The sequence below is a fragment of the Mesorhizobium loti R88b genome, assembly GCF_013170845.1.
Lineage (GTDB): Bacteria > Pseudomonadota > Alphaproteobacteria > Rhizobiales > Rhizobiaceae > Mesorhizobium > Mesorhizobium loti_B.
This window is the reverse complement of record NZ_CP033367.1, coordinates 5304587-5323087: the sequence shown is the minus strand read 5'-3', so window position 1 is coordinate 5323087 and position 18501 is coordinate 5304587. Positions and strand designations below refer to the sequence as shown.

16 protein-coding genes and 1 pseudogene are annotated in these 18501 nt (G+C 59.9%); 11 read left to right on the top strand and 6 right to left on the bottom strand.

The window, feature by feature from the left end; all coding sequences use genetic code 11:
- Positions 1-14 precede the first annotated feature (14 nt).
- Positions 15-1172 (bottom strand): hypothetical protein, encoded by a 1158-nt coding sequence (locus EB235_RS26155; RefSeq protein WP_027034504.1) that lies wholly within the window; start codon positions 1170-1172, stop codon positions 15-17.
- 341 nt (positions 1173-1513) lie between these two features.
- Here EB235_RS26155 and EB235_RS34865 point away from each other — a divergent pair.
- A pseudogene (locus EB235_RS34865) lies at positions 1514-1597 on the top strand (DNA polymerase III subunit chi); the annotation flags it as partial.
- Positions 1598-1625: 28 nt separating this feature from the next.
- Here the strand turns inward: EB235_RS34865 and EB235_RS26150 are convergent.
- The gene (locus EB235_RS26150; RefSeq protein ID WP_027034506.1) at positions 1626-2144 is read right to left on the bottom strand and encodes a DUF995 domain-containing protein; all 519 of its coding nucleotides are present in this window, start codon (positions 2142-2144) and stop codon (positions 1626-1628) included.
- Positions 2145-2212: 68 nt separating this feature from the next.
- Positions 2213-3139, bottom strand: coding sequence for a glycoside hydrolase family 26 protein (locus EB235_RS26145; RefSeq protein ID WP_027034507.1), 927 nt, complete (start codon positions 3137-3139; stop codon positions 2213-2215).
- Between the two features lie 608 nt (positions 3140-3747).
- Here EB235_RS26145 and EB235_RS26140 point away from each other — a divergent pair.
- The 6 genes from EB235_RS26140 to EB235_RS26115 all read left to right on the top strand — a co-directional run bounded on the left by EB235_RS26140 (position 3748) and on the right by EB235_RS26115 (position 11662).
- Positions 3748-5631, top strand: coding sequence for a glycosyltransferase family 2 protein (locus EB235_RS26140; RefSeq protein WP_027034508.1), 1884 nt, complete (start codon positions 3748-3750; stop codon positions 5629-5631).
- A gap of 265 nt (positions 5632-5896) precedes the next feature.
- Positions 5897-8296: a sulfatase-like hydrolase/transferase gene (locus EB235_RS26135; RefSeq protein ID WP_027034509.1), complete on the top strand. Its 2400-nt coding sequence runs from the start codon at positions 5897-5899 to the stop codon at positions 8294-8296.
- A 4-nt stretch (positions 8297-8300) separates the two neighbouring features.
- Positions 8301-9125, top strand: coding sequence for a CDP-diacylglycerol--serine O-phosphatidyltransferase (gene pssA, locus EB235_RS26130; protein WP_032926122.1), 825 nt, complete (start codon positions 8301-8303; stop codon positions 9123-9125).
- 316 nt (positions 9126-9441) lie between these two features.
- A complete protein-coding gene (locus EB235_RS26125; protein WP_245268936.1) occupies positions 9442-9852 on the top strand; it encodes a hypothetical protein in 411 nt (136 codons plus the stop codon).
- Between the two features lie 306 nt (positions 9853-10158).
- Positions 10159-10839, top strand: a complete 681-nt coding sequence (locus tag EB235_RS26120; RefSeq protein WP_245268937.1) for a DUF995 domain-containing protein — start codon at positions 10159-10161, stop codon at positions 10837-10839.
- A gap of 409 nt (positions 10840-11248) precedes the next feature.
- On the top strand, positions 11249-11662 hold the full coding sequence (locus EB235_RS26115; protein ID WP_027034513.1) for a hypothetical protein: 414 nt from the start codon (positions 11249-11251) through the stop codon (positions 11660-11662).
- A 1-nt stretch (position 11663) separates the two neighbouring features.
- Here the strand turns inward: EB235_RS26115 and galE are convergent, their stop codons facing one another.
- Together galE and EB235_RS26105 are read right to left on the bottom strand one after the other, a co-directional pair.
- Positions 11664-12695 (bottom strand): UDP-glucose 4-epimerase GalE, encoded by a 1032-nt coding sequence (gene galE / locus EB235_RS26110; protein ID WP_027034514.1) that lies wholly within the window; start codon positions 12693-12695, stop codon positions 11664-11666.
- Complete coding sequence (locus tag EB235_RS26105) at positions 12692-13729, bottom strand: UDP-glucuronic acid decarboxylase family protein (protein WP_032926123.1); 1038 nt, start codon at positions 13727-13729, stop codon at positions 12692-12694. Before EB235_RS26105 ends, galE begins: the two co-directional genes overlap by 4 nt.
- A 1306-nt stretch (positions 13730-15035) precedes the next feature.
- On the opposite strand from EB235_RS26105, the gene EB235_RS26100 reads away from it, so the two are divergent.
- Both EB235_RS26100 and EB235_RS26095 read left to right on the top strand, forming a co-directional pair.
- The gene (locus EB235_RS26100) at positions 15036-15647 is read left to right on the top strand and encodes a hypothetical protein (RefSeq protein WP_027034516.1); all 612 of its coding nucleotides are present in this window, start codon (positions 15036-15038) and stop codon (positions 15645-15647) included.
- On the top strand, positions 15644-16507 hold the full coding sequence (locus tag EB235_RS26095) for a 23S rRNA (adenine(2030)-N(6))-methyltransferase RlmJ (RefSeq protein WP_027034517.1): 864 nt from the start codon (positions 15644-15646) through the stop codon (positions 16505-16507). Before EB235_RS26100 ends, EB235_RS26095 begins: the two co-directional genes overlap by 4 nt.
- 22 nt (positions 16508-16529) lie before the next feature.
- Here the strand turns inward: EB235_RS26095 and EB235_RS26090 are convergent, their stop codons facing one another.
- Positions 16530-17411 (bottom strand): AraC family transcriptional regulator, encoded by an 882-nt coding sequence (locus EB235_RS26090; protein WP_246741400.1) that lies wholly within the window; start codon positions 17409-17411, stop codon positions 16530-16532.
- A 50-nt stretch (positions 17412-17461) separates the two neighbouring features.
- Here EB235_RS26090 and EB235_RS26085 point away from each other — a divergent pair, with 50 nt between their 5' ends.
- Both EB235_RS26085 and EB235_RS26080 read left to right on the top strand, forming a co-directional pair.
- The gene (locus EB235_RS26085) at positions 17462-17884 is read left to right on the top strand and encodes a VOC family protein (protein ID WP_027034519.1); all 423 of its coding nucleotides are present in this window, start codon (positions 17462-17464) and stop codon (positions 17882-17884) included.
- 135 nt (positions 17885-18019) lie between these two features.
- Positions 18020-18472 (top strand): hypothetical protein, encoded by a 453-nt coding sequence (locus EB235_RS26080; RefSeq protein WP_027034520.1) that lies wholly within the window; start codon positions 18020-18022, stop codon positions 18470-18472.
- Positions 18473-18501: the final 29 nt, after the last annotated feature.

Genomic DNA, 18501 nt, shown 5'->3' with positions numbered 1-18501 from the left:
CGGAATCCTTTGCATCAATCCTGAAGCGTTCCGTTCCATTCGATGTCGCGCGTCGATGCTACCTGCAGGCTGATGCGCTGGCGCAGTGCCGTGCCGGCGATCTCGGCCAGGGCACGCCATTGCGCCCGTTTCGGCGCGGGGTCGCCGGGCCAGTCAAGCAGTTCGTCGGCATCGCGCATCGCTTGGGCAAAACGCCGGATCTGTCGTGACCGCAAAGCCGCCGGCAGTCCGTAAATCCACATCGCCAGCCGTACCGTCTGTGGCACATCGACGTCCGGCATCACCTCGTCGCCATCACGGAGCATGGCGTCGGCGAAGCGCTCCGGATCGCGAAAAAAATGCAGGCCGCTGGTGGCGCGCGGATTGCATTCGAGCGGTAGAATGCCGCCGCTCTGTTCGCGCATCAGGTCGAAGGAAATCTGTCCGGTCCATCCGGTGCCGGCCACGAAGCTTTCGACGAAGAGCCGCGCGGCAGGGTCGTCGACCAGCTCGAAGCAGATACCGGCGCCCTTGCCAGCGCGGTAGAGCGAGCGATAGAGGCCCAGCGCCTTGAGCTCGCCTTTCACCGCCACCGCATAGGCACTGATCTCGTCGCCGTCGACAAAGCGCTGTGCCACCCATGGGATTGCTGGCGAAGGGTTGATTGCATCGAGCTTTTCCGGCGAGGGGCGCAGCAGGACATGGCTGGCAAAACGCGACCAGACCGGTTTGAACACCAGCTCGCGAGACTGACCACGCACGGCTTGCAGATCATCCCCGCTTTGCAGCAGCGTGGTCTCCGGCACCGCAAGGCCGAGGCTTTCGGCCAGTCGTATCAACGCGTGCTTGTCATGGACCTGTGCCAGCAGCGCCATATCGGGCGCGAACAGTCGGGCCGGCAGGGCGCGGTCGCGCCAGATCTGGCCGAGATAGAAGATCTCTTCGCAGGTCGGGATGACGAGATCGACGGCCTCGCTGCGCACCAGCGCTTCCACGGCCTCGCCATAGGCATGTCCGGCAAAGCGCGGCGGCGGCAGACGGCGATAGGCGGCGCAGGCCGTGCTTGCAGCAGCGATCGGATGGGCCGGGCTGTCGGCAAGGATGATGCGCAGCCCGGTGGCGTGGAGCAGCCGCGCCAGATGAAGCGCGACAGGGGCACGCGCCCCGGTGATCAGCACGGTGCTATTTGGCATGGGACATCAAGAGGCAATCACCGTGGCCGCTTCGTTGGCCAGAAGCGTTGCGCGAATCTTGAAGCGTTGGCAACGCAGGCTGAACCGATTGCCAGGCCATCGCCTTTTGACCGTCAGGGCGTTGTTGGCAGGGTTGCGATACTTCGCGGTGATATGAATGCGCTTTCTGTTTGTCCTGCTCGCTGGCCTCGGTGCCGATGTCATCTATCGCTGCGCGATGTCCAATTTCTCCGGCCATGAGATAGGGCACCTAGCCCGTCTACGAGCAGGGCCGCTTCAAGCCGGTGACGATGTCAGGTCAGCCCGCAACTGCCCGACAAGATCTTTAGCGACGAGGGGCGCATTGGAAGACGATGAAGGACGCCGGCCACGCCGTGACCTACTGGCAGCAGACATCGGACCGCCGCTGGGAGCGCAAGGCTTAGCCCAGCGGCTTCTGGCAAATGGCGATGCCTACTGCATCGCTTTGATTCGGTTTTCTTTCCGGGTGACGTAGTCGCCGTATTTCAATTTCATGAACTCGTCCGCCAGGTTGCGGTGCGAACTCCTGAAAACGTACCAGTCGCCATCCGGTGACTTGCGTTGGTAAAGCACCCTGCCGGCCTGGCGATGCTCGAAACAGGTAAGTGCGTTGGCGTCGCCTCCTGCTCCATGCCATTTTGCGCGGAAGCAAAGCTTGCCGCCTCCGGGAATGAACCAGATGCCGTCGCCATAGCCCAGCTTGCCCTTGTCCGAAGTCCAGGAACTGAATTGACGGCGCTGCACGGCAAAGTAACCGGCACCGTTTCGACCCCAGAGCCACGAACGGTTCTGGTACATCTGGTAGATGCCTTCGTCGGGCACTGCTTCGGCCTGCTTGGCCAGTTCGGCGATTTGCGCCGCCGTCTTGGCCGTTGCCGGAAGTTGGAAACCAAAGAGAGCGATGGAACAGGCAAATGCCGTTCCAATACAATTCCCCAGAACTCGTTTCACGACCCTACCCCTACTCTTTTACGCTACGCCCAATTCTTACGCTTGCCTTTGCACATGGTGCCGTCTGTCTAGGGCAAGATATGCTGGGTAACCCTCCAGTCGGGCAGCCCATAGCCACCCAACCATGGCCACACTTCCTTCTGGTTGAAGTAGACGACCGAGGTCAGCGCCGGAAACTCCGAATAGGACTTGCGGGAATCGGCCTCCCATTGCGAAACATAGTCCTGCTTCCCGACATAGCCGAGTTCCGCCACCTCGATCGGCTTGTTGAAACCCGCGACGCGGTCATAGCCGGGCTTCAGCATCTCGGCGAATGTACGGTCATGACCGGTCTCGTCATTGTCCTTTTTCTGCAGGCCGAACACCGACAGACCGATGACGTCGACGTAGTTGTCGCCGGGGTAATATTTCTCGAGACCCTCTTCACCCTTGGGTGACCACATGTATTTGGCGGCTGGAGCAGCCTTGCGGCAGAGATCGACCTCGCGCCTGTAGGCAGCGATCCAGTCCTTGGGAGCCCAGTTGGCCCAAGTGAAGCGGCCGTTCTTGTCCTCCATTTCCTGCGCCCAACGAATGGTGACGGGGCTCTTCATGGCCCCCACCAGGTTGCAGATCGCCTGCATGTTGGCGTCATACTTGCCGCTCAATATGCCGTCGCGCAGTTCGTTCGGGGTGATGCGCCAGTCCTTCGACCAGGTCCAGGGCTCGATGGTGATCAAGAGGGACCGGTTCCGCTGAAGGGCATAGGCATCGGCCAAGGGAAGGGTCGCCAGATCGACGTCTTCCCAAGGCAGGAACAACTCCTCGATGCTGGCGCTCTTGTCGGCGCTGAAGTCGCCGTAGGGATCATAGGATCCGAACGCCGACGCGGCGCTGCTCGTCTGAACGGGATCCGTCGCGACTGTCGAGCCGGCGCCGGCCGAAGTCGGGAACGCTGCGCTCCCGCCCAGAGCCAACGCGATTACAAGTGCACTTACTGCGGTGTGTTTCATCATAATCTCCCATGGCTTCGACATCCTACGGAAGTCAAAGCTTCGCCCACGTGTCGATCAATGATCGACACGGCCATCCAAAACCCGATCGGCTTTATCGGCGGAATCTGCGGGATTTCGGAGCGACTGTTGGCGGCAGTGCTACGCACAAATCCCGCCATGAAATCATCTCTTCAAGGCCCTGGCACGAAGGGCTCAAGAGAAGAAGGTTCGCCGCGATACTCACAAATTCGCGTCAAATATCCCGATATATCATCCCTTGCTAAATTAAGAGCCGGTCGGGACCAAGAGTCAAGTGCAATTAACGGTTGCTTAACCATGGCATCCGCAACATGGTTAACGCTGCCGCCGGGCTGGATCCCTGTCGGGCGCCTTGGCTGTGTCAGCGAGTTTATCAGCGCCAATCGTTTTGCCGACCGCAATGTCCCGAGTGGTCGGACGCTATTATTCCCTCCCGATTCAAGGCGTTAGATTAACCAATTCTCAAGAGGTGTGGTTAACTAACACTTAATTTAGTTGACTCTAAGAAAGCGAGAGCTGATTCTTCCGCCGGGATTTTGAGAGCTTCAGCCATTGGTCGACTGAAGTCCAAAGTGGTGGTGGGTACGTGTATGAGTGTCTCCGCGGACGCCGGCAGGACCGGCGGTAAGACCAGGTCGACTGGTCGATCCAAGGCGATATTGGCCGCCGCCAAGACGGCCCCTTTTCTTTTGCCTGTTCTGTCGGCCTCCCAGCAGCGGTTCTGGAAGCTCGGACTTGGGTGCTGGTCAGTCACGTTTGGGGTTTTCTGGTTCTGGTGGCTGCAGCCGGAGCACATTGAAAATATCGGTCCATACGCTATCGCGACAATCACACTCGTATGGCTGACGTTCATGCCGATGTACTTTCTCCTGAACGTGCATGCGATGAAAAAACCATCCAAGCTTCACACGATCCCGAGACATTCACGGGTCGCGATGGTGGTGACCAAGGCGCCTTCCGAACCGTTTTCCGTGATTGTGCGTACACTTGAGGCGATGCTAGCGCAGGACTATCCACACGACACCTGGCTGGCTGACGAGGATCCTTCAGAGGAAACAGCTGCCTGGTGCGATGTCCATAACGTCATGATTTCGACACGGCGCGGGCGGGACGATTATCATCGCCAGGTGTGGCCGCGCCGGACGCGATGCAAGGAAGGAAATCTGGCGTTCTTCTATGACAATTACGGTTACGAACGCTACGACTTCGTCGCCCAGATGGACGCCGACCACGTTCCGACACCAACCTATCTCAGGGAGATTCTGGTCGCCTTCGCCGACCCCGCTGTCGGCTATGTCTCGGCGCCGAGCATTTGCGACAACAACGCCGCCGAGAGCTGGTCGGCGCGGGGCCGGCTGTTTCCGGAAGGGATGTTCCATGGCCCCCTGCAGTCCGGCCACACGGGCGACGGAACGCCACTTTGCATCGGCTCGCACTACGCCGTGCGAACCGCCGCACTTAAGGAAATCGGCGGTCTCGGCCCGGAATTGGCCGAGGATCACTCGACATCGATGCTGTTCATTGCGGCCGGATGGCGCGGCGTGCATGCGATAGACGCCATCGCCCATGGCGACGGCCCGCAAACCTTCGCCGACCTTGTCACGCAGGAGTTCCAGTGGTCGCGGAGCCTGATGACGATTATGCTCCAATACTCGCCCATCTACCTTTCCAAGTTGCCGCCACGGTTGAAGTTTCAGTTCCTTTTTCGGCAGCTCTGGTACCCGCTGTTCGCCCTATTCTCGCTTCTGATGTATGCAATGCCAATCTATGCACTGCTGTCGGGGCACAGCTTCGCCAAGGTGAGTTATGCCGACTTTCTTTGTTATTATGCGCCGAATTCCATAACCCTGATTCTTCTCGTAATGCTCCTGAGGGCCTTCGGCTTGTCACGCCCGCTCAATGCCAGAACAATCAGTTGGGAGGGAACGCTGTTCTCCTTCTTTGCGCGTTGGCCATGGGTGCTGGCGGGCGCGCTATCTTCGGTTCGTGATTATCTGACCAAGTCGTTCGTCGATTTTCGCGTCACCCCCAAGGGCAGCGGCCCGAAAAATCTCCTGCCTGCCCGCGTCATCTTTCCTTATGTGGCGCTTGCGATCGGGGCTTCGCTGCCGGTCCTTCTTGTCGACCGCGCCTCGGACGCCACCGGCTTTTACTGGTTCGCCGCCTTCAACGCGTTCGTCTACGGGTTGCTTGTGATCGTGATCATCATCAGGCACCTCGCAGAGAACAGAATTTCGGTGCGGCGCAATGTTGCGAAACTCGTTTTACAGGCCTCGCTTGCAGGTGTGGCGCTGTCAGTCCCGAGCGCCGCGTTTTATGACCGCGGCCTGGAAGGCATATATGGGCTGCAGCAGGGCGCGGGCAGCCTGCGCATCGTCAGCGTGGCCTATCCGGTTTCGGGCGCGGGTCGTGGCGGGATCGGAACCCGCACGTTCCATTTTGACCCAGGCTGGGATCAGGCCGTTGTCAGATAGCCGGATTGGAAGAGTCAGGCGAGCCACCTTCTCGGGCCGATTGCCAAAACAAAGCGCCGCAAGGTACGCGATGAGGTCTCGATCGCCGGAGATTGAAAGCAGCGGTCGGTTGGAGATTTTCGGTCGATTTGCCGGGGGGCAAATCCGGCATCCAGCAAATGCCAGCAGGAGTTGAGGTGGCGGCGCGAGCACTTGCTCGCGGCTTCACAGGGCCAGACATTTGTTCTTTCGGTTGTCCCCCGCGAGTCATGCACGGAACAGTCAGATGGAATTGAAGACACGGCCCAGTTCCCTCCGCGACACGCGCTTCTTTCGCGCAGGCATGCTGGTCATTTGTACCGCCCTGTTCTCCTGGCTGCTTCTGGGCATCTACCGAAGCTTCATCATCAATCCGCAAACGACGCTGCAGGGGCTCTCGGCGTCCATCCCAAGTGGAATAGCCGCGAGCTACTACGACCTGGTTTTCGTTGTGTCGCTGACGGCGGCAGCCTTGGTTCTGCTTTTCCTGGCGAGGGCCAGCCGCCTCGGCACCGTCGTCGTCGTCGCAATATTCTACATCGCTATCCTTGTTTCGCTGTGTTGGGGGTTTGCCAACATCAATCTCGTCAAGATGCTGAGCGAGCCGTTCACCTTCCAATGGCTGGTCTATGGCGACTTCCTGCAGAACGCCGACGCCAAGAACGCGATAGGCGACGCGCTCAATCCAAGGGATTTCGCGGTTTCGTCCATCTCGATAGTTATGGTGCTGGTCCTGGGGTACGCCGCAGCGAGGCTATGCTCGCGGCTGGGGCCAACCGGCCGCACGATAGTCCTGGGCGTGGTGGTCCTGTGCGTTGCGGCGGCACTGTTCGGTACCGGACGCTATCTGCAGGCAGCGGCCCTGCCGGCGGCAAAAGTCGAAAATCCGATCGTGCATTTTGTCGAATCCGCCTTGCTCAAGCCTACGCCGGTCGTCTTCACCATGAAAGTCGACGCCAACGACCCGGACGTCGCCAGCGTTGGGGAGCGTCCGGCGGAGACCTCCCGTTTCAAGGCGCCGTCGCCAAATCCGATAAAGAACGTGCTGGTCTTCATGATGGAATCGGTGCCATCCCGCTATATCGAGACGTTTGGCGGAAAGTACCCGGTCACACCAAATATAAAGAGCTACGCGAGCGATTCCCTGCGCTTCGACAATATATACGCGCACACGCCTTCCACGAACTATTCGATATTTTCTTTGTTCAGCTCGCTGTACAACGACATATCCTACTACGGCATGACCGCGAGCCACCCGGATCTGCCGCTGAATTCAATATCCAACACTCTGACCGCGAGTGGCTTTCGCACCGGCTTCTTCTGGAGCGCGGATTCACGATTCCAGCGCGTGGATGAGTTTCTGCTCAACAAGGGGCTGGATATCATCCAGGACTATCGCGGTCAGAAATGCACCATTCCCACATTCAAGCTCAGCTCGGAAGAATGGAAGAATTTCGACTACAACAGCGATCTCTGCACGGCCCAGTCCGTCATCAACTGGGTGAATCAGGATGCGGAAAATCCATTTTTCGCCGTCATGTTCACGGCGATGACCCACTATCCCTATTTCACGGACAGCGAGCAGGTTCACTATTCGGATGACGAGAAGTTCAACGCCTACCTCAATGCTCTGAAGATCGGCGACCAGGCGCTCGGGCAGATCCTTGATTCACTCAAGCAATCCGGCAAACTCGATTCCACGCTTGTGGTCATACTTGGCGATCACGGCGAAGCGTTTGGAGAGCACGGAAATTACGTCCATGCCAGCGCTCTCTACGAAGAAAACATCCATATTCCCCTCATCATGATCAACAAGCAGCTCTTTCATGATGATGTCGCGCATTCGGTCGGCGGAATTGTTGACATGGCCCCAACCATCCTCGATATACTCGGCCTTCCGCTGCCGAAGCCGTGGCAAGGCCGCAGCCTGTTCAGCGAGCAGCGGCCGAACAAGACATTCTTCTTCATCCCGTGGAGCGGGTTCCAATTCGGCTACCGCGAGAATGATCGCAAAGTCATCTTCAGCGCCTCCACCGGCAAGGTCGAGGAGTATGATCTCAAGGCGGATCCCACGGAAAAAGTCAATCTCGTCAAGGACGACACGGGCGACCATAGCGAACTGCTGCGGCCCATTGCCGGATGGGTGCAGTCGCAGAAGCGGCGGGTAGCGGATATGATCGCTCAGACGGAGAAAAACGCGGCCCGTTGCCGCATCGACAGCCTTGAGGTCGACGCCGCCGGCACCAGCTTTGAAGGACCACCTCGGCTCGACGTGCTGGTTGACGGAAAAACCGTTGGAGAGGTTGAAATCCAGGGGGTGGAAAGCAAAGCGATCACCTCCGACGCCATCGTGGCGGAGTTGAAGGCAGCGTCCGCTCACGCCACACCATTTCGTTTCGATCTCGGCGCCGTGCCAAATCCGCAGAAGATCGAACTGCGTTACGCCAACGATCTCTGGGCCGGGGCCGGCAAGGCGGGCGATCGCAACCTGTTTGTCGGGAGTGTCAAGGTAAACGGCCATGCGGTGCCGAAGAACAGGCTGCATGTCGACAACAGGGCCGTCGGATACATCGACGACAGCGGGACCAGCATGTTCAACAATGGTTCGCTGTGGGTCAGCGGCCCCTTTATCGAGGGGTGCTTATAGCGCCATGGGCATCTTGAAACGGGTCGCATCGTTTCCGCATTTCGAACCGCACCGCAGTGGCGGCCCTCGCATGCGTGAGGTGCCGCCACGGATGGTGTTGCCCAGTCTGATCACCGTGCTGGCAATCTGCGCCGGTCTTTCAGCAATCCGGCTTGCCTTCGAAAGTCATTTCGAGGCCGCCGTAAGTCTGATACTGGTCGCCTGTCTGCTGGATGGGATCGACGGCCGGCTCGCCCGCGCGCTTCATGCGACCTCGCGTTTTGGCGCTGAGATGGATTCGCTGGCTGACATCGTGAACTTCGGCGTTGCTCCCGCGCTCGTGCTTCACGCCTTCCTGCTTCATGAGGCTGGCCCGCTTGGCTGGATTGCCGCCGTTCTCTTCGCCATCGCCTGCGGGTTGCGCCTGGCGCGGTTCAACGTCCTTGCGGGGACAGGACACGAAAGGGGAAATTGGCAAGCCGAATACTTTGTTGGCGTCCCCGCGCCGGCAGGCGCTCTGCTCGTGCTTCTGCCGATGTACCTGGTGCTCGGTGGCCTGCAACCGGATCGAACATTTGCCGTGCTCGGCAGCGGCTACACGATCATGGTGGCGTACCTGCTTGTCAGCAGGATGCCTGTTTTCTCCGGGAAAGCCATAGGTGGCCGTATCCCGTTTTTTATCGCGATCATGGTGATGTCCGGGCTGCTGGGTTACGCAATGCCGCTGTTCAACTATGCATGGTACACGCTGACGGCCTCGGCGCTCGCATATCTTGTTTTCCTGCCTCTAAGCGCGCTCGCATATTCGCGACGGGCGCGTATCGAGGATGAAAGAAAGACCAATGCGTGATCGCGGCAGTCTTTCGCCCGCGCCGCTTGCCGGCATGTGACTTGCGAAATTCGCCGTGATGCTCAAATCGGCCGGCGGCTATCCTGCGGCTCGATCATCCACTCCGGCACATCAGACACTGTCTGCGCTTCGATAAAATCCGATGCAAGTGCGACATACAGTGTTCACCACGCCGTTTGCGCGAATTTTAATAAGTATCCCCTAATATTCGGCCATGATGTGAATGGCGGTTGACCGTTCACACGGCGCGGAAGACCACCAAAGAAAAAATATCTCCGCGTCCAATCGATGTGCATTTATCGACAGGGGATAGATGATGAACAAGTTCATGAGCGGTTTGGCCGTCAAAGGCAGAAACAATGCCTGGTCTATAGCCGTCGTTGCATTGATGTCGATGGTTTCCGGTTGCCAGAGCATGGACGCGACCACGACCGGCTCGCTCGCCGCCAAGCTGGCGGTGCATGCGCCCGGCAAGAAGATCCACTACGTCGGCAAGAAGCGGAACCATATATTCAACCGCAAGCGCCTCATGCAGACGACCAGCGTGACACGGACAACCGAAACGGCCTACGCTGCCTTCGTGCGGCCGCAGCGGACCAGGATCGCGGCGCCGGCGCCGATCAAGGTTTCTTACAAGCTGGGCGATGGCGGCCCATTCCTCGGCCATTCGCCCTGGATCTGCGGTCCGAGCGGATTTGGCCAGCGCGCGGCTTGCCGGGCGCGCTAACAGGAGTTCGGCGGGGACTAGAATCCGGGTACGAGAGGTGAGGCGGCGCGGGCCGCGCCAGCCACCCCTCGCGCCCGGATTTTCCATGCGCGCCCATACCTATCGACAAATGCCTTCGAACCGTCTTCGATCGGCCGTCGTTGCTTGATGTCGAAGCCTCACGTCGGCGCGTGTTTAACCGGTTTGTCGGCCCACGGCCTGAAGCACCTCGCTACGGCGCAAAAGGTTTGACATCGGTCCTTGCCCGGCAGTTAATGCTCGTAAGCCAAGCTGCCGACCGCACGCCGGTAACCCGGTGCTGCGTCGATGGGGGGAACGCTCCGTGGTGGTGCGTCCTCCGCCACGATCGTGTCGGCGCTGCGCTGGATCGGGGATGCGAAAATCGACATGCGACCGCTGATTGTGCCGACAGTTTTGACCGGATTGCCCTGGGCTCGCGCAGATGGAGAGGTGGAACGCGGCCAGTCTTCCAGGCGCGTCCGGTTTGTGTCTCTGCTGGTCGTTTGCGGCCAGTTGGCCCTTGCCGGAGCCGCTCACGCGGCCGACGAAAAGAAGACCAAGCCCGCGGAAGCCGCCGCCACCGTGCCGACGGCTTTTGAGTTGCAGCTTCTCTACGCCGACCGCACATGGCTTTGGAAAGATGGAGCCGCCTATTTCGGGCAGACCGGCCGACCGCTGCGGGCGTGGACGTCGGGGCAGGATTCAGCCTCTGTCGCCGAGGGCAGGTGGCTGGTGACCAAAGACGGCAAGATGTGCATGGAAGTCGCCTGGCGGTCCAAGAGCTACAAGGGCAAGCTGCAGCGCACCTGCTACAGCCACCGCACCAAGGGCGGGACCATTGAGCAGCGCAAGGATCCGGATGGGGAATGGTACAGTTTCAAACGTACTCCAGAAGATCCTTCTGACGAATACCGGAAATTCGTAGCGGGCGACACCAAGGCCGCGCAATTCGAAGAGACCCGCAAGCTGATCGATTCCAAGAATTAGGTCAGCCACACTGAGCCGGCGGTAGCTCGTGGCCGGCTTGCATGAGCGTTGACCAGTCAGCGATTGCGCGATCCGCTCGGGACCCATCGCGGCGGTGGAACAGACCTCAAATCCGTCCCTGTTTTGACAACCGGCTGCTTTGCCGGCGCCTCTCGAGGAACTTGCGAATCGCTTATCGGGGCTCTTCAGAGCAGTCCGGCCGGAGTTGCCGCCGCGCCGATTTCCGATCGATTGCGTTCAATTCTACAGAACGGCGAGACGCTGGGTCCGTCGCACGATCCATTTAAATAAGAATCATCTAATATATCTGTGTGATGTTGGCGCGAGTGGTTGCTCATGGGCGTGAAAACGACGAGAGCATAGCATGTCGCAACTCGAAACTCGCCCTTGGCTCGATAGGAGGGGATAGATGACGGTCAATTTCGCGATGGGCGCATTTCGTCCGGGCAAGTATAATCTGATTATTGTTGCGGCTGTGGCGATGATTTCGGGTTGCCAGGGGCTGGATGCGACCAGAACCGATGTGGTCTTCATCAAGCCTGTGGTCCACCCGATGCGCAGCAAACCCTTGGCCCAGCCGGTCTACGCCATGTCCACTGTTCATTCGCTTAGAATCGAGCCTGAGATTCTGATGACGAGCGCGGTACGGACGACTGAAAGTGCTTACGCTTTTGCATCACCACAGCTGATCAAAGTCCGCACGCTGCCTATGAAGGTCGCTTTCAATCCTGGCGATGATGGTGCATTCCCAGGCGCCTCGCCCTACATCTGCAGCCCCAGCGGATTTGGCCAACGCGCAAGCTGCCACCCTCGCTATCTCTGATCTATCGGGCGGCAACGGATGCAGCCGCCTCGCTTGGCGGCAGTTTCACCGATTTTGCTTGTAGCCCGAAAAATGGCGCCGCCGTCCTGACGATCGTGTCGATGTCGGAAAGCTGCGGCACAAAGCCAAGATGTGCGCGCGCCTTGCCCGGATCGGCATAGAGCTCGGCCGGATCTCCCGGGCGCCTGGCCCTGAACACAACCGGAACCGGTCTCGAGGTTATCCGACTGACCGCTTGTATGATCTCCTTGATGGATACGCCTCGCCCGGTGCCAAGGTTGACCGCCAGGCTTTGTCCGCCGCCCTCGAGGTGCTGGACCGCTTTCAGGTGGGCGCGGGCCAGATCGGCGACGTGGATATAGTCGCGCACGCAGGTGCCGTCCGGCGTGTCATAGTCCGTGCCGAAGACCTCGATTTCGTCGATGATGCCAGACGTCGCCATCAGCACCCTGGGAACCAGATGCGTTTCCGGTGAATGCCACTCGCCGAGCTCGCCGTCGGGATCGGCACCGCAGGCGTTGAAATAGCGCAGGATCGCAAATTTCATCCCATATGCCGACGCATAGTCGCCAATGATCTGTTCGCCCATCAGCTTGGTGCGCCCGTAAGGGCTGATCGGATTTTGCGAGGAGGTCTCGCGAACGGGCAACGCTTCCGGCACGCCGTAGGTCGCGCAGCTGCTGGAGAAGATGATGTTTTCAATGGCGTGCGCGCGTGCCGCGTCGAGCACGGCGATGGTGCCGGTCACATTGGTCGAATAATAGTCGGCCGGCCCGTGAACGGATTCCCCGACATAGGCCAGCGCCGCGAAGTGGATGATCGATGTCGGCCGGTATGTGTCGATCGTCGCCCGCAGCGCATCCGGATCGCGGATATCGCCGACGACAAGCGGACCCCAGGCGACGGATTTTCGGTTGCCTCGGCACAGATTGTCGAAAGCCACGGGCAGATAGCCGGCGGCGGCCAGCAGCTTGCAGGTGTGACTGCCGATGAAGCCCGCTCCACCTGTGACCAGGATCGCCGGTCGGCTCATGAAGCTGCTGCCCCCGTGATGCGGCTGCCGTAGAGCAGGGTGTCGAAGTAGTCGACGGTGTGCGCGAGCCCCTGGGCCAGGTTGATCCTCGGCTCCCAACCGAGATTGTCCCTGGCGAAGGAAATATCCGGTTTGCGCTGCCTGGGGTCGTCGACCGGCAGTGGCCGATGCACGATCTTCGATCTGGAGTTGGTGTAGCCGACAACCAGCGTCGCGAGTTCCATGATGGTGAATTCGCCGGGGTTACCGAGATTGACCGGATGGGCGGGCGCATGCGGCGCATTCATCAGCCGCATGAAGCCCTCGATCAGGTCATCGGCATAACAGAAGGAGCGGGTCTGCAGGCCGCTGCCATAGACTGTCAGGTCTTCGCCGCGCAATGCCTGGACAATGAAGTTCGAGACCACGCGCCCGTCATCGGGCTGCATGCGGCGGCCGTAGGTGTTGAAGATGCGGGCGACGCGGATGTCGAGGCCGTATGTCCTCGAATAATCGAAGAACAGGGTTTCGGCCGAACGCTTGCCTTCATCGTAGCAGGACCGCGGTCCATGCGTGTTGACGTTGCCGAAATAGCTCTCGGGTTGTGGGTGCACGAACGGGTCGCCGTAGACTTCCGAAGTCGAGGCCTGGAATATCTTGGCGTTGCTTCTGCGCGCCAGTTCCAGAAGGTTCAGCGAACCGAGAACGTTTGTCTTGAACGTATGGATCGGGTCGGCCTGATAGTGCGGCGGAGAGGCAGGGCAGGCAAGATTATAGATCTCGTCGCACTCAAGGCCCACAGGCAGCGGATCGACGATGTCGTGCTCGATGCAGGTGAACCTGGGATTGCGCAGAAGGGCATTGAAATTGTATTTTTTTCCGGTGTGGAAATTGTCCAGCGCGACGACGTCATACCCATCCCGCAACAGGCGTTCGCACAGATGCGACCCCAGGAAGCCCGCGCCTCCGGCAACCAGAGCGCGCCGCCGTTTTTGGTGGGGCTCCCTTTGACCGATTCCGGATCCCAGTTTCAGAACCTTGACAACCTTGCTCATGCTTTCCCCTTACGCAACGCGCACGCTACCGCCGGGCCGGGACAAACAGCCCGGCCACGCCTTCAGAACGCGACAAACCCTCCGCATCCGCGGATTCGCCAGCATTGATGTGCGTTAATTGTTCTCTGGGTTCGCCGGGCCGGTGCCACACGATTCATGTGCCGCTGTTCACCAGTCTCTACGCCCCAAAATCGCGATCACGCGCTCGGTGCCATCATCGTCGATTGCTCGCCCAAATTGCACATCCCAACGCATTGAAAATATACCTGTGGAAATCATAGTCAACTAAATTAGCATCTCGTTAACTACAACAATTTGCGAATGGTTAACCGTTGACGGGTTCGTGCCGGCAACGTGGTTCGTGAATTCCCCGGAAAGATAATTATTTTAAATCAACAGGTTGGACAAAGAGATGAAAGACGCGGTCCGGTATGGCGACGTGTTTGAGCGCAATATCAGCGCCCGACAACCAAGGAAGGCCGAGGTCGCCACTCAGTGCTTATCTCCGCCGTGTCTCAAGCAGTATATCTAAATGAAAGACAGATTGGGCAAACCCAACGGGTGTCAAACCTTCTGAGCGCAATGGGCTTGTTGGCCAAAGCCACTCGGGGTGCAAACGTAAACATCAGGGCGTTTATGAAAAAACTCCGCATCGCAACCGGTTATAGCGGAAAGAAAGCCCAATAACCAAAATTAGAACGGAAACCCGCTTGGTGAGAGCGAGTTTAAATTTGAGTCCTGTTCCGTTGCACTGCTCACAGGCGCCGCGCATAGAGGCCTCTCTCCTTCGCACACGCGGATCAGGTCATTTTTGAAGGAAAGCCGCACGTGTTCATTCCAAGCCGTAACATCGGTCATTTCGGCAATGGCATTGAGCGCATAGGTAGAGCGCGCCGTCCATTGCGCGATCGCCTATGTGAGCCGAACGACACGCCAGCGCAACTGGTTGTAAAATGTCTGGGCCAGGGAACGGCCTTCATCTCAGGCCGTCCCCTGGCGGGCAACGACAAAATAGCAGCGCCGGCGCGCTTGGCATCCTGCGTGTCCACCAGATGCAATGGTTGCACGGAATCTGCTCTGCCACCGCCAATGAGATCAGCGACTTGACCTTTGGCGGCAGCGCCGTCTTGTCGCTGAGTTCGATGGCCTTGACCTCGGCTCAGGCACCGGGCAGACCGGCTTGGGAAATCGCTTCACAAAGCTCGGCACGCCGCCCATGGTCGACTGGATGTCCTTGAGAGTTGCATCATAGGTGCCAATTCGGGCCAGTTGTCCGGCAAGATATGATTACAAGGTGACTGTCTGAATGCGCTTTTTGTTTTTCCTGATCCTGCTCGCCGGCATTGGCGTCGGTGCCCTCTATCCCTGGGCGATGTCCAATTTCTCCGGCCATGAGATCGGCACCTGGCGCGTCTATGAGCAAGGCCGCTTTAAACCGGTGACGGTGCCGCTCTCCGTCCGCGACGCACCGGTGCGAGTGCTGGTCGATTTGACGGCGCGGGCCGAGCGCATCGTTTCGCAGCAGCGCACGGTACTGACGCTGACCGCTGCCGCCAACGGCCGCACGGCGCTTGCCTCGACGCTGCAGTTCAACCACCCGGACAATCCGCGCCAGGCCAGCCCACAACTGCCCGACAAGATTTTTCGCGATGAGGCCGGTGTCATCGCGACCATCAATCCCGGCCCCTATACCTTCACCGTTGGTCCAGGCGACGCCGAGGACATTCCGATACGTGCGGTCGACCTCATCTTGCGCTCCGGTGCTGGTGAGGCAGACAGGCGTGCGCGGCCGGTCAGCTTTGTGCTGATGGCGATCGGCTTGGTCGGCTTCCTGCTGACCTTGCGCTCCGGTGGCGGCCGGCCGGAAAATCCGAACTCGCAGCCGCCACCGCCACGCTGGGGCAGGGGATCCAAGTGAATTATCGCCACGCATACCACGCCGGAAATTTCGCCGATGTCGTCAAGCATGTCGTGCTGACGCGGCTGCTCGATTATCTGAAACAGAAGGACAAGGCGTTTCGCGTCGTCGATACCCACGCCGGCATCGGCCGCTATGACCTGTCATCGGTCGAAGCACAGAAGACCGGCGAGTGGCATGGCGGCATCGGCCGGCTGATCGATGCCTCGTTCGATGCCAAGACGAGGGCGCTGCTGGCGGCCTATCTGGAGACCGTGCGCTCGCTCAATCCCGAGGGCGGCGTGAAGAAATATCCGGGCTCGCCGCTGCTCGCACGCCATCTCCTGCGCAAGCAGGACCGGTTGTCGGCGATCGAGCTGCACCCGAAAGATGTCGCGAAGCTCAAGGCCGAATTCGCCGGCGATTTCCAGACCAGGGTCATGGAGCTCGATGGCTGGCTGGCGCTCGGAGCGCATCTGCCGCCGAAGGAGAAGCGCGGCCTGGTGCTGATCGATCCGCCCTTCGAGGAGCCGGGTGAGTTCGATCGCCTCGTCGACGGGCTCGAAAGGGCGTACAAGCGCTGGCCCGGCGGTATCTATGCGCTGTGGTATCCGATCAAGGATCGCAAGGCGATCATCGCCTTCAGGAAAGCGCTGAAGCAATCCGGCATTCCGAAAATTCTCGACATAGAATTCGAGATCAGGCCGGCCTCTTCGGAACCCAGCCTCGACGGCAGCGGCCTGATCGTGGTCAACCCGCCCTTCATTCTTGAAGGCGAATTGCGCACGCTGCTGCCAGCCCTGCACAAATTGCTCGCCGTGGGCAGGCCCGCGCACTGGTCGCTGGAATGGCTGGCCGGTGAGCAGGCGGGCATGGCTTAGACCGTTGTCGGCCGGGGCGCTGCTACACTCCGGTGGCAGCCAGCGCGGCCGGCGTGATGCCGGATAGCCGCCTGCTTTCGCGCGTCAGATGGGCCTGGTCCGCATAGCCGGCCTCGATCGCCAACACCGCGGTCGAGGTATCGCCGGATGCCTGCCGCAGGCGCCTGAAGCGATGGAAGCGCAGGATCCGGTCGAGCGTCTTCGGGCCGTAGCCGAAGCTTTCGTCGAAACGGCGCCGCAGCGTTCGTTCGCTCATATGCAGGGAGCGCAAGAGGAAAGGCACCAGCGGCTTGTCGGCTGGCAGACCCCGGTCGATAACGTCAAAGGCAAGGCCCATGGCCGCATCAGGCGCATGGCGATCTTGAGCCTGTGCCGCGACAGCCTTCTCCAATTGTTCCACCAGCCCAGCGAGATCGGGCGTGGCCCGGATGCGGCCTGCCAGATGGCGCGCCCTCGCGCCCCAGAACTCGCATAAGTCAAGGCGTTCTCCGACGATCCGGTTGGCCGGCACTCCCAGCCAATCGGCGGCCGCCCCTGGCCGGAATCTGAATCCGATAATCGTCGCGCCTGGCGGCAATATCTCGATCAGCGGCTCCCGGTCCGGTCCCGCGACCCGGAACCGGCCGTCGATCCACTGCAGGTCGATCGTCGCATCCGACGTTATCACCACAGGTGGAGCGTCCTGGTCCCGCATCCGGTGCACCCAGACGGATGCGAAGGTGGCGCCGAGTCGCCCCTCTGCGGACCGTTCCTGGAAAAGGCCCGTGGTCCGCGCCAGTACCGCTTCCATCCCGTCAGCCTTCGTCAGCCCGCCATTCGCTGCATGGCCCCGCCCATTTTGGCCGAAATCTTCAAGGCGGGCCGTTGCCACCATGGCAAACCGCGCGAAGCCTTTCGGTGCCACTCAAGGTCACCGACATCGCGCAGTCGTGAATATAGAAAGGACAAATCAAAATGAAAGCTCGCATCAGCGTCATCACGCTTGGCGTCGACAATCTGGAAGCGTCGCTCGAATTCTACCAAAACGGCCTCGGCCTTCCGACCGAAGGCATCATCGGGAAGGAGTTCGCGCACGGCGCCGTCACCTTCTTCGATCTGCAGGGTGGCTTGAAGTTCGCGATCTTCGAACGCCCCAACATCGCTCTTGACGCCGGCATCGCCCAAACCGGCCGCAGCCCGACCGAGTTTACCATCGGTCACAATGTCACGAGCGAGGCCGAGGTCGATGCCGTGATGGCGCAGGCCGTCAGCGCCGGCGCGCGCCTCGTCAAACCGGCCCAGAACACGTTCTGGGGTGGCTATGCCGGCTATTTCCAGGATCCGGACGATCATCTCTGGGAAGTTGTCTTTAACCCTGCATTTCTTCCCGAGGACTGACCTGGAGAGGAACACGTAGCCGGTAAGGACGTTGGTGGACGCTCTGCTCGTTTCTGGAAACCATTGTTTCGGCAACCGCTTGACCGCCGCCGAGCGAATCCGCACAGTGCGTACAACCGACCTTGAGAGGCTGCCATGACTCGCTTCGCCAAATCCGCACTTGCTGCCCTGATTTCGCTCTGCACCCCGCTTGCCGCGCCCCTCGGCGTCACGCAGGCAGTGCAGGCGGCCGACTATGGCGTCTATGCCGACGACGATGGCGGCGTCTGCGGTCAGCCCTGGGTGCTGAGCAAGATTTCCAGCCGCTTCTCCTACCAGGTGCACCACGTGCCACACCTGCCGGATGTGCAGATCACCGATTTCCGGCGCATCCATCAGCACCGCTATCTGCCTGCCAACGACACCTGGCCGATCGGTCGTCGCTATTGCGGCGCCACCGTCAGCCTCTCGGACGGCCGCGATCGGACCATCTGGTATCTGATCGAGGAAGGCCAGGGCTTTGCCTCGATCGGCGACAACGTCGAATTCTGCGTCTCTGGCTTCGACCGCTGGCTGGTCTATAACGGCCGCTGCCGCGTCCTGCGTTAAGCGCGGCCTTCCCATTACCGATTTACTTT

Bases quoted from the DNA above. Each gene is read 5' to 3' on its own strand.
- EB235_RS26120 (WP_245268937.1), top strand. From the start codon at position 10,159: ATGGGGGGAACGCTCCGTGGTGGTGCGTCCTCCGCCACGATCGTGTCG.
- EB235_RS26105 (WP_032926123.1), bottom strand. From the start codon at position 13,729: ATGAGCAAGGTTGTCAAGGTTCTGAAACTGGGATCCGGAATCGGTCAA.
- EB235_RS26080 (WP_027034520.1), top strand. From the start codon at position 18,020: ATGACTCGCTTCGCCAAATCCGCACTTGCTGCCCTGATTTCGCTCTGC.
- EB235_RS26140 (WP_027034508.1), top strand. From the start codon at position 3,748: ATGAGTGTCTCCGCGGACGCCGGCAGGACCGGCGGTAAGACCAGGTCG.
- EB235_RS26135 (WP_027034509.1), top strand. From the start codon at position 5,897: ATGGAATTGAAGACACGGCCCAGTTCCCTCCGCGACACGCGCTTCTTT.
- EB235_RS26155 (WP_027034504.1), bottom strand. From the start codon at position 1,172: ATGCCAAATAGCACCGTGCTGATCACCGGGGCGCGTGCCCCTGTCGCG.
- EB235_RS26145 (WP_027034507.1), bottom strand. From the start codon at position 3,139: ATGATGAAACACACCGCAGTAAGTGCACTTGTAATCGCGTTGGCTCTG.
- pssA (WP_032926122.1), top strand. From the start codon at position 8,301: ATGGGCATCTTGAAACGGGTCGCATCGTTTCCGCATTTCGAACCGCAC.
- EB235_RS26115 (WP_027034513.1), top strand. From the start codon at position 11,249: ATGACGGTCAATTTCGCGATGGGCGCATTTCGTCCGGGCAAGTATAAT.
- EB235_RS26085 (WP_027034519.1), top strand. From the start codon at position 17,462: ATGAAAGCTCGCATCAGCGTCATCACGCTTGGCGTCGACAATCTGGAA.
- EB235_RS26100 (WP_027034516.1), top strand. From the start codon at position 15,036: ATGCGCTTTTTGTTTTTCCTGATCCTGCTCGCCGGCATTGGCGTCGGT.
- galE (WP_027034514.1), bottom strand. From the start codon at position 12,695: ATGAGCCGACCGGCGATCCTGGTCACAGGTGGAGCGGGCTTCATCGGC.
- EB235_RS26125 (WP_245268936.1), top strand. From the start codon at position 9,442: ATGAACAAGTTCATGAGCGGTTTGGCCGTCAAAGGCAGAAACAATGCC.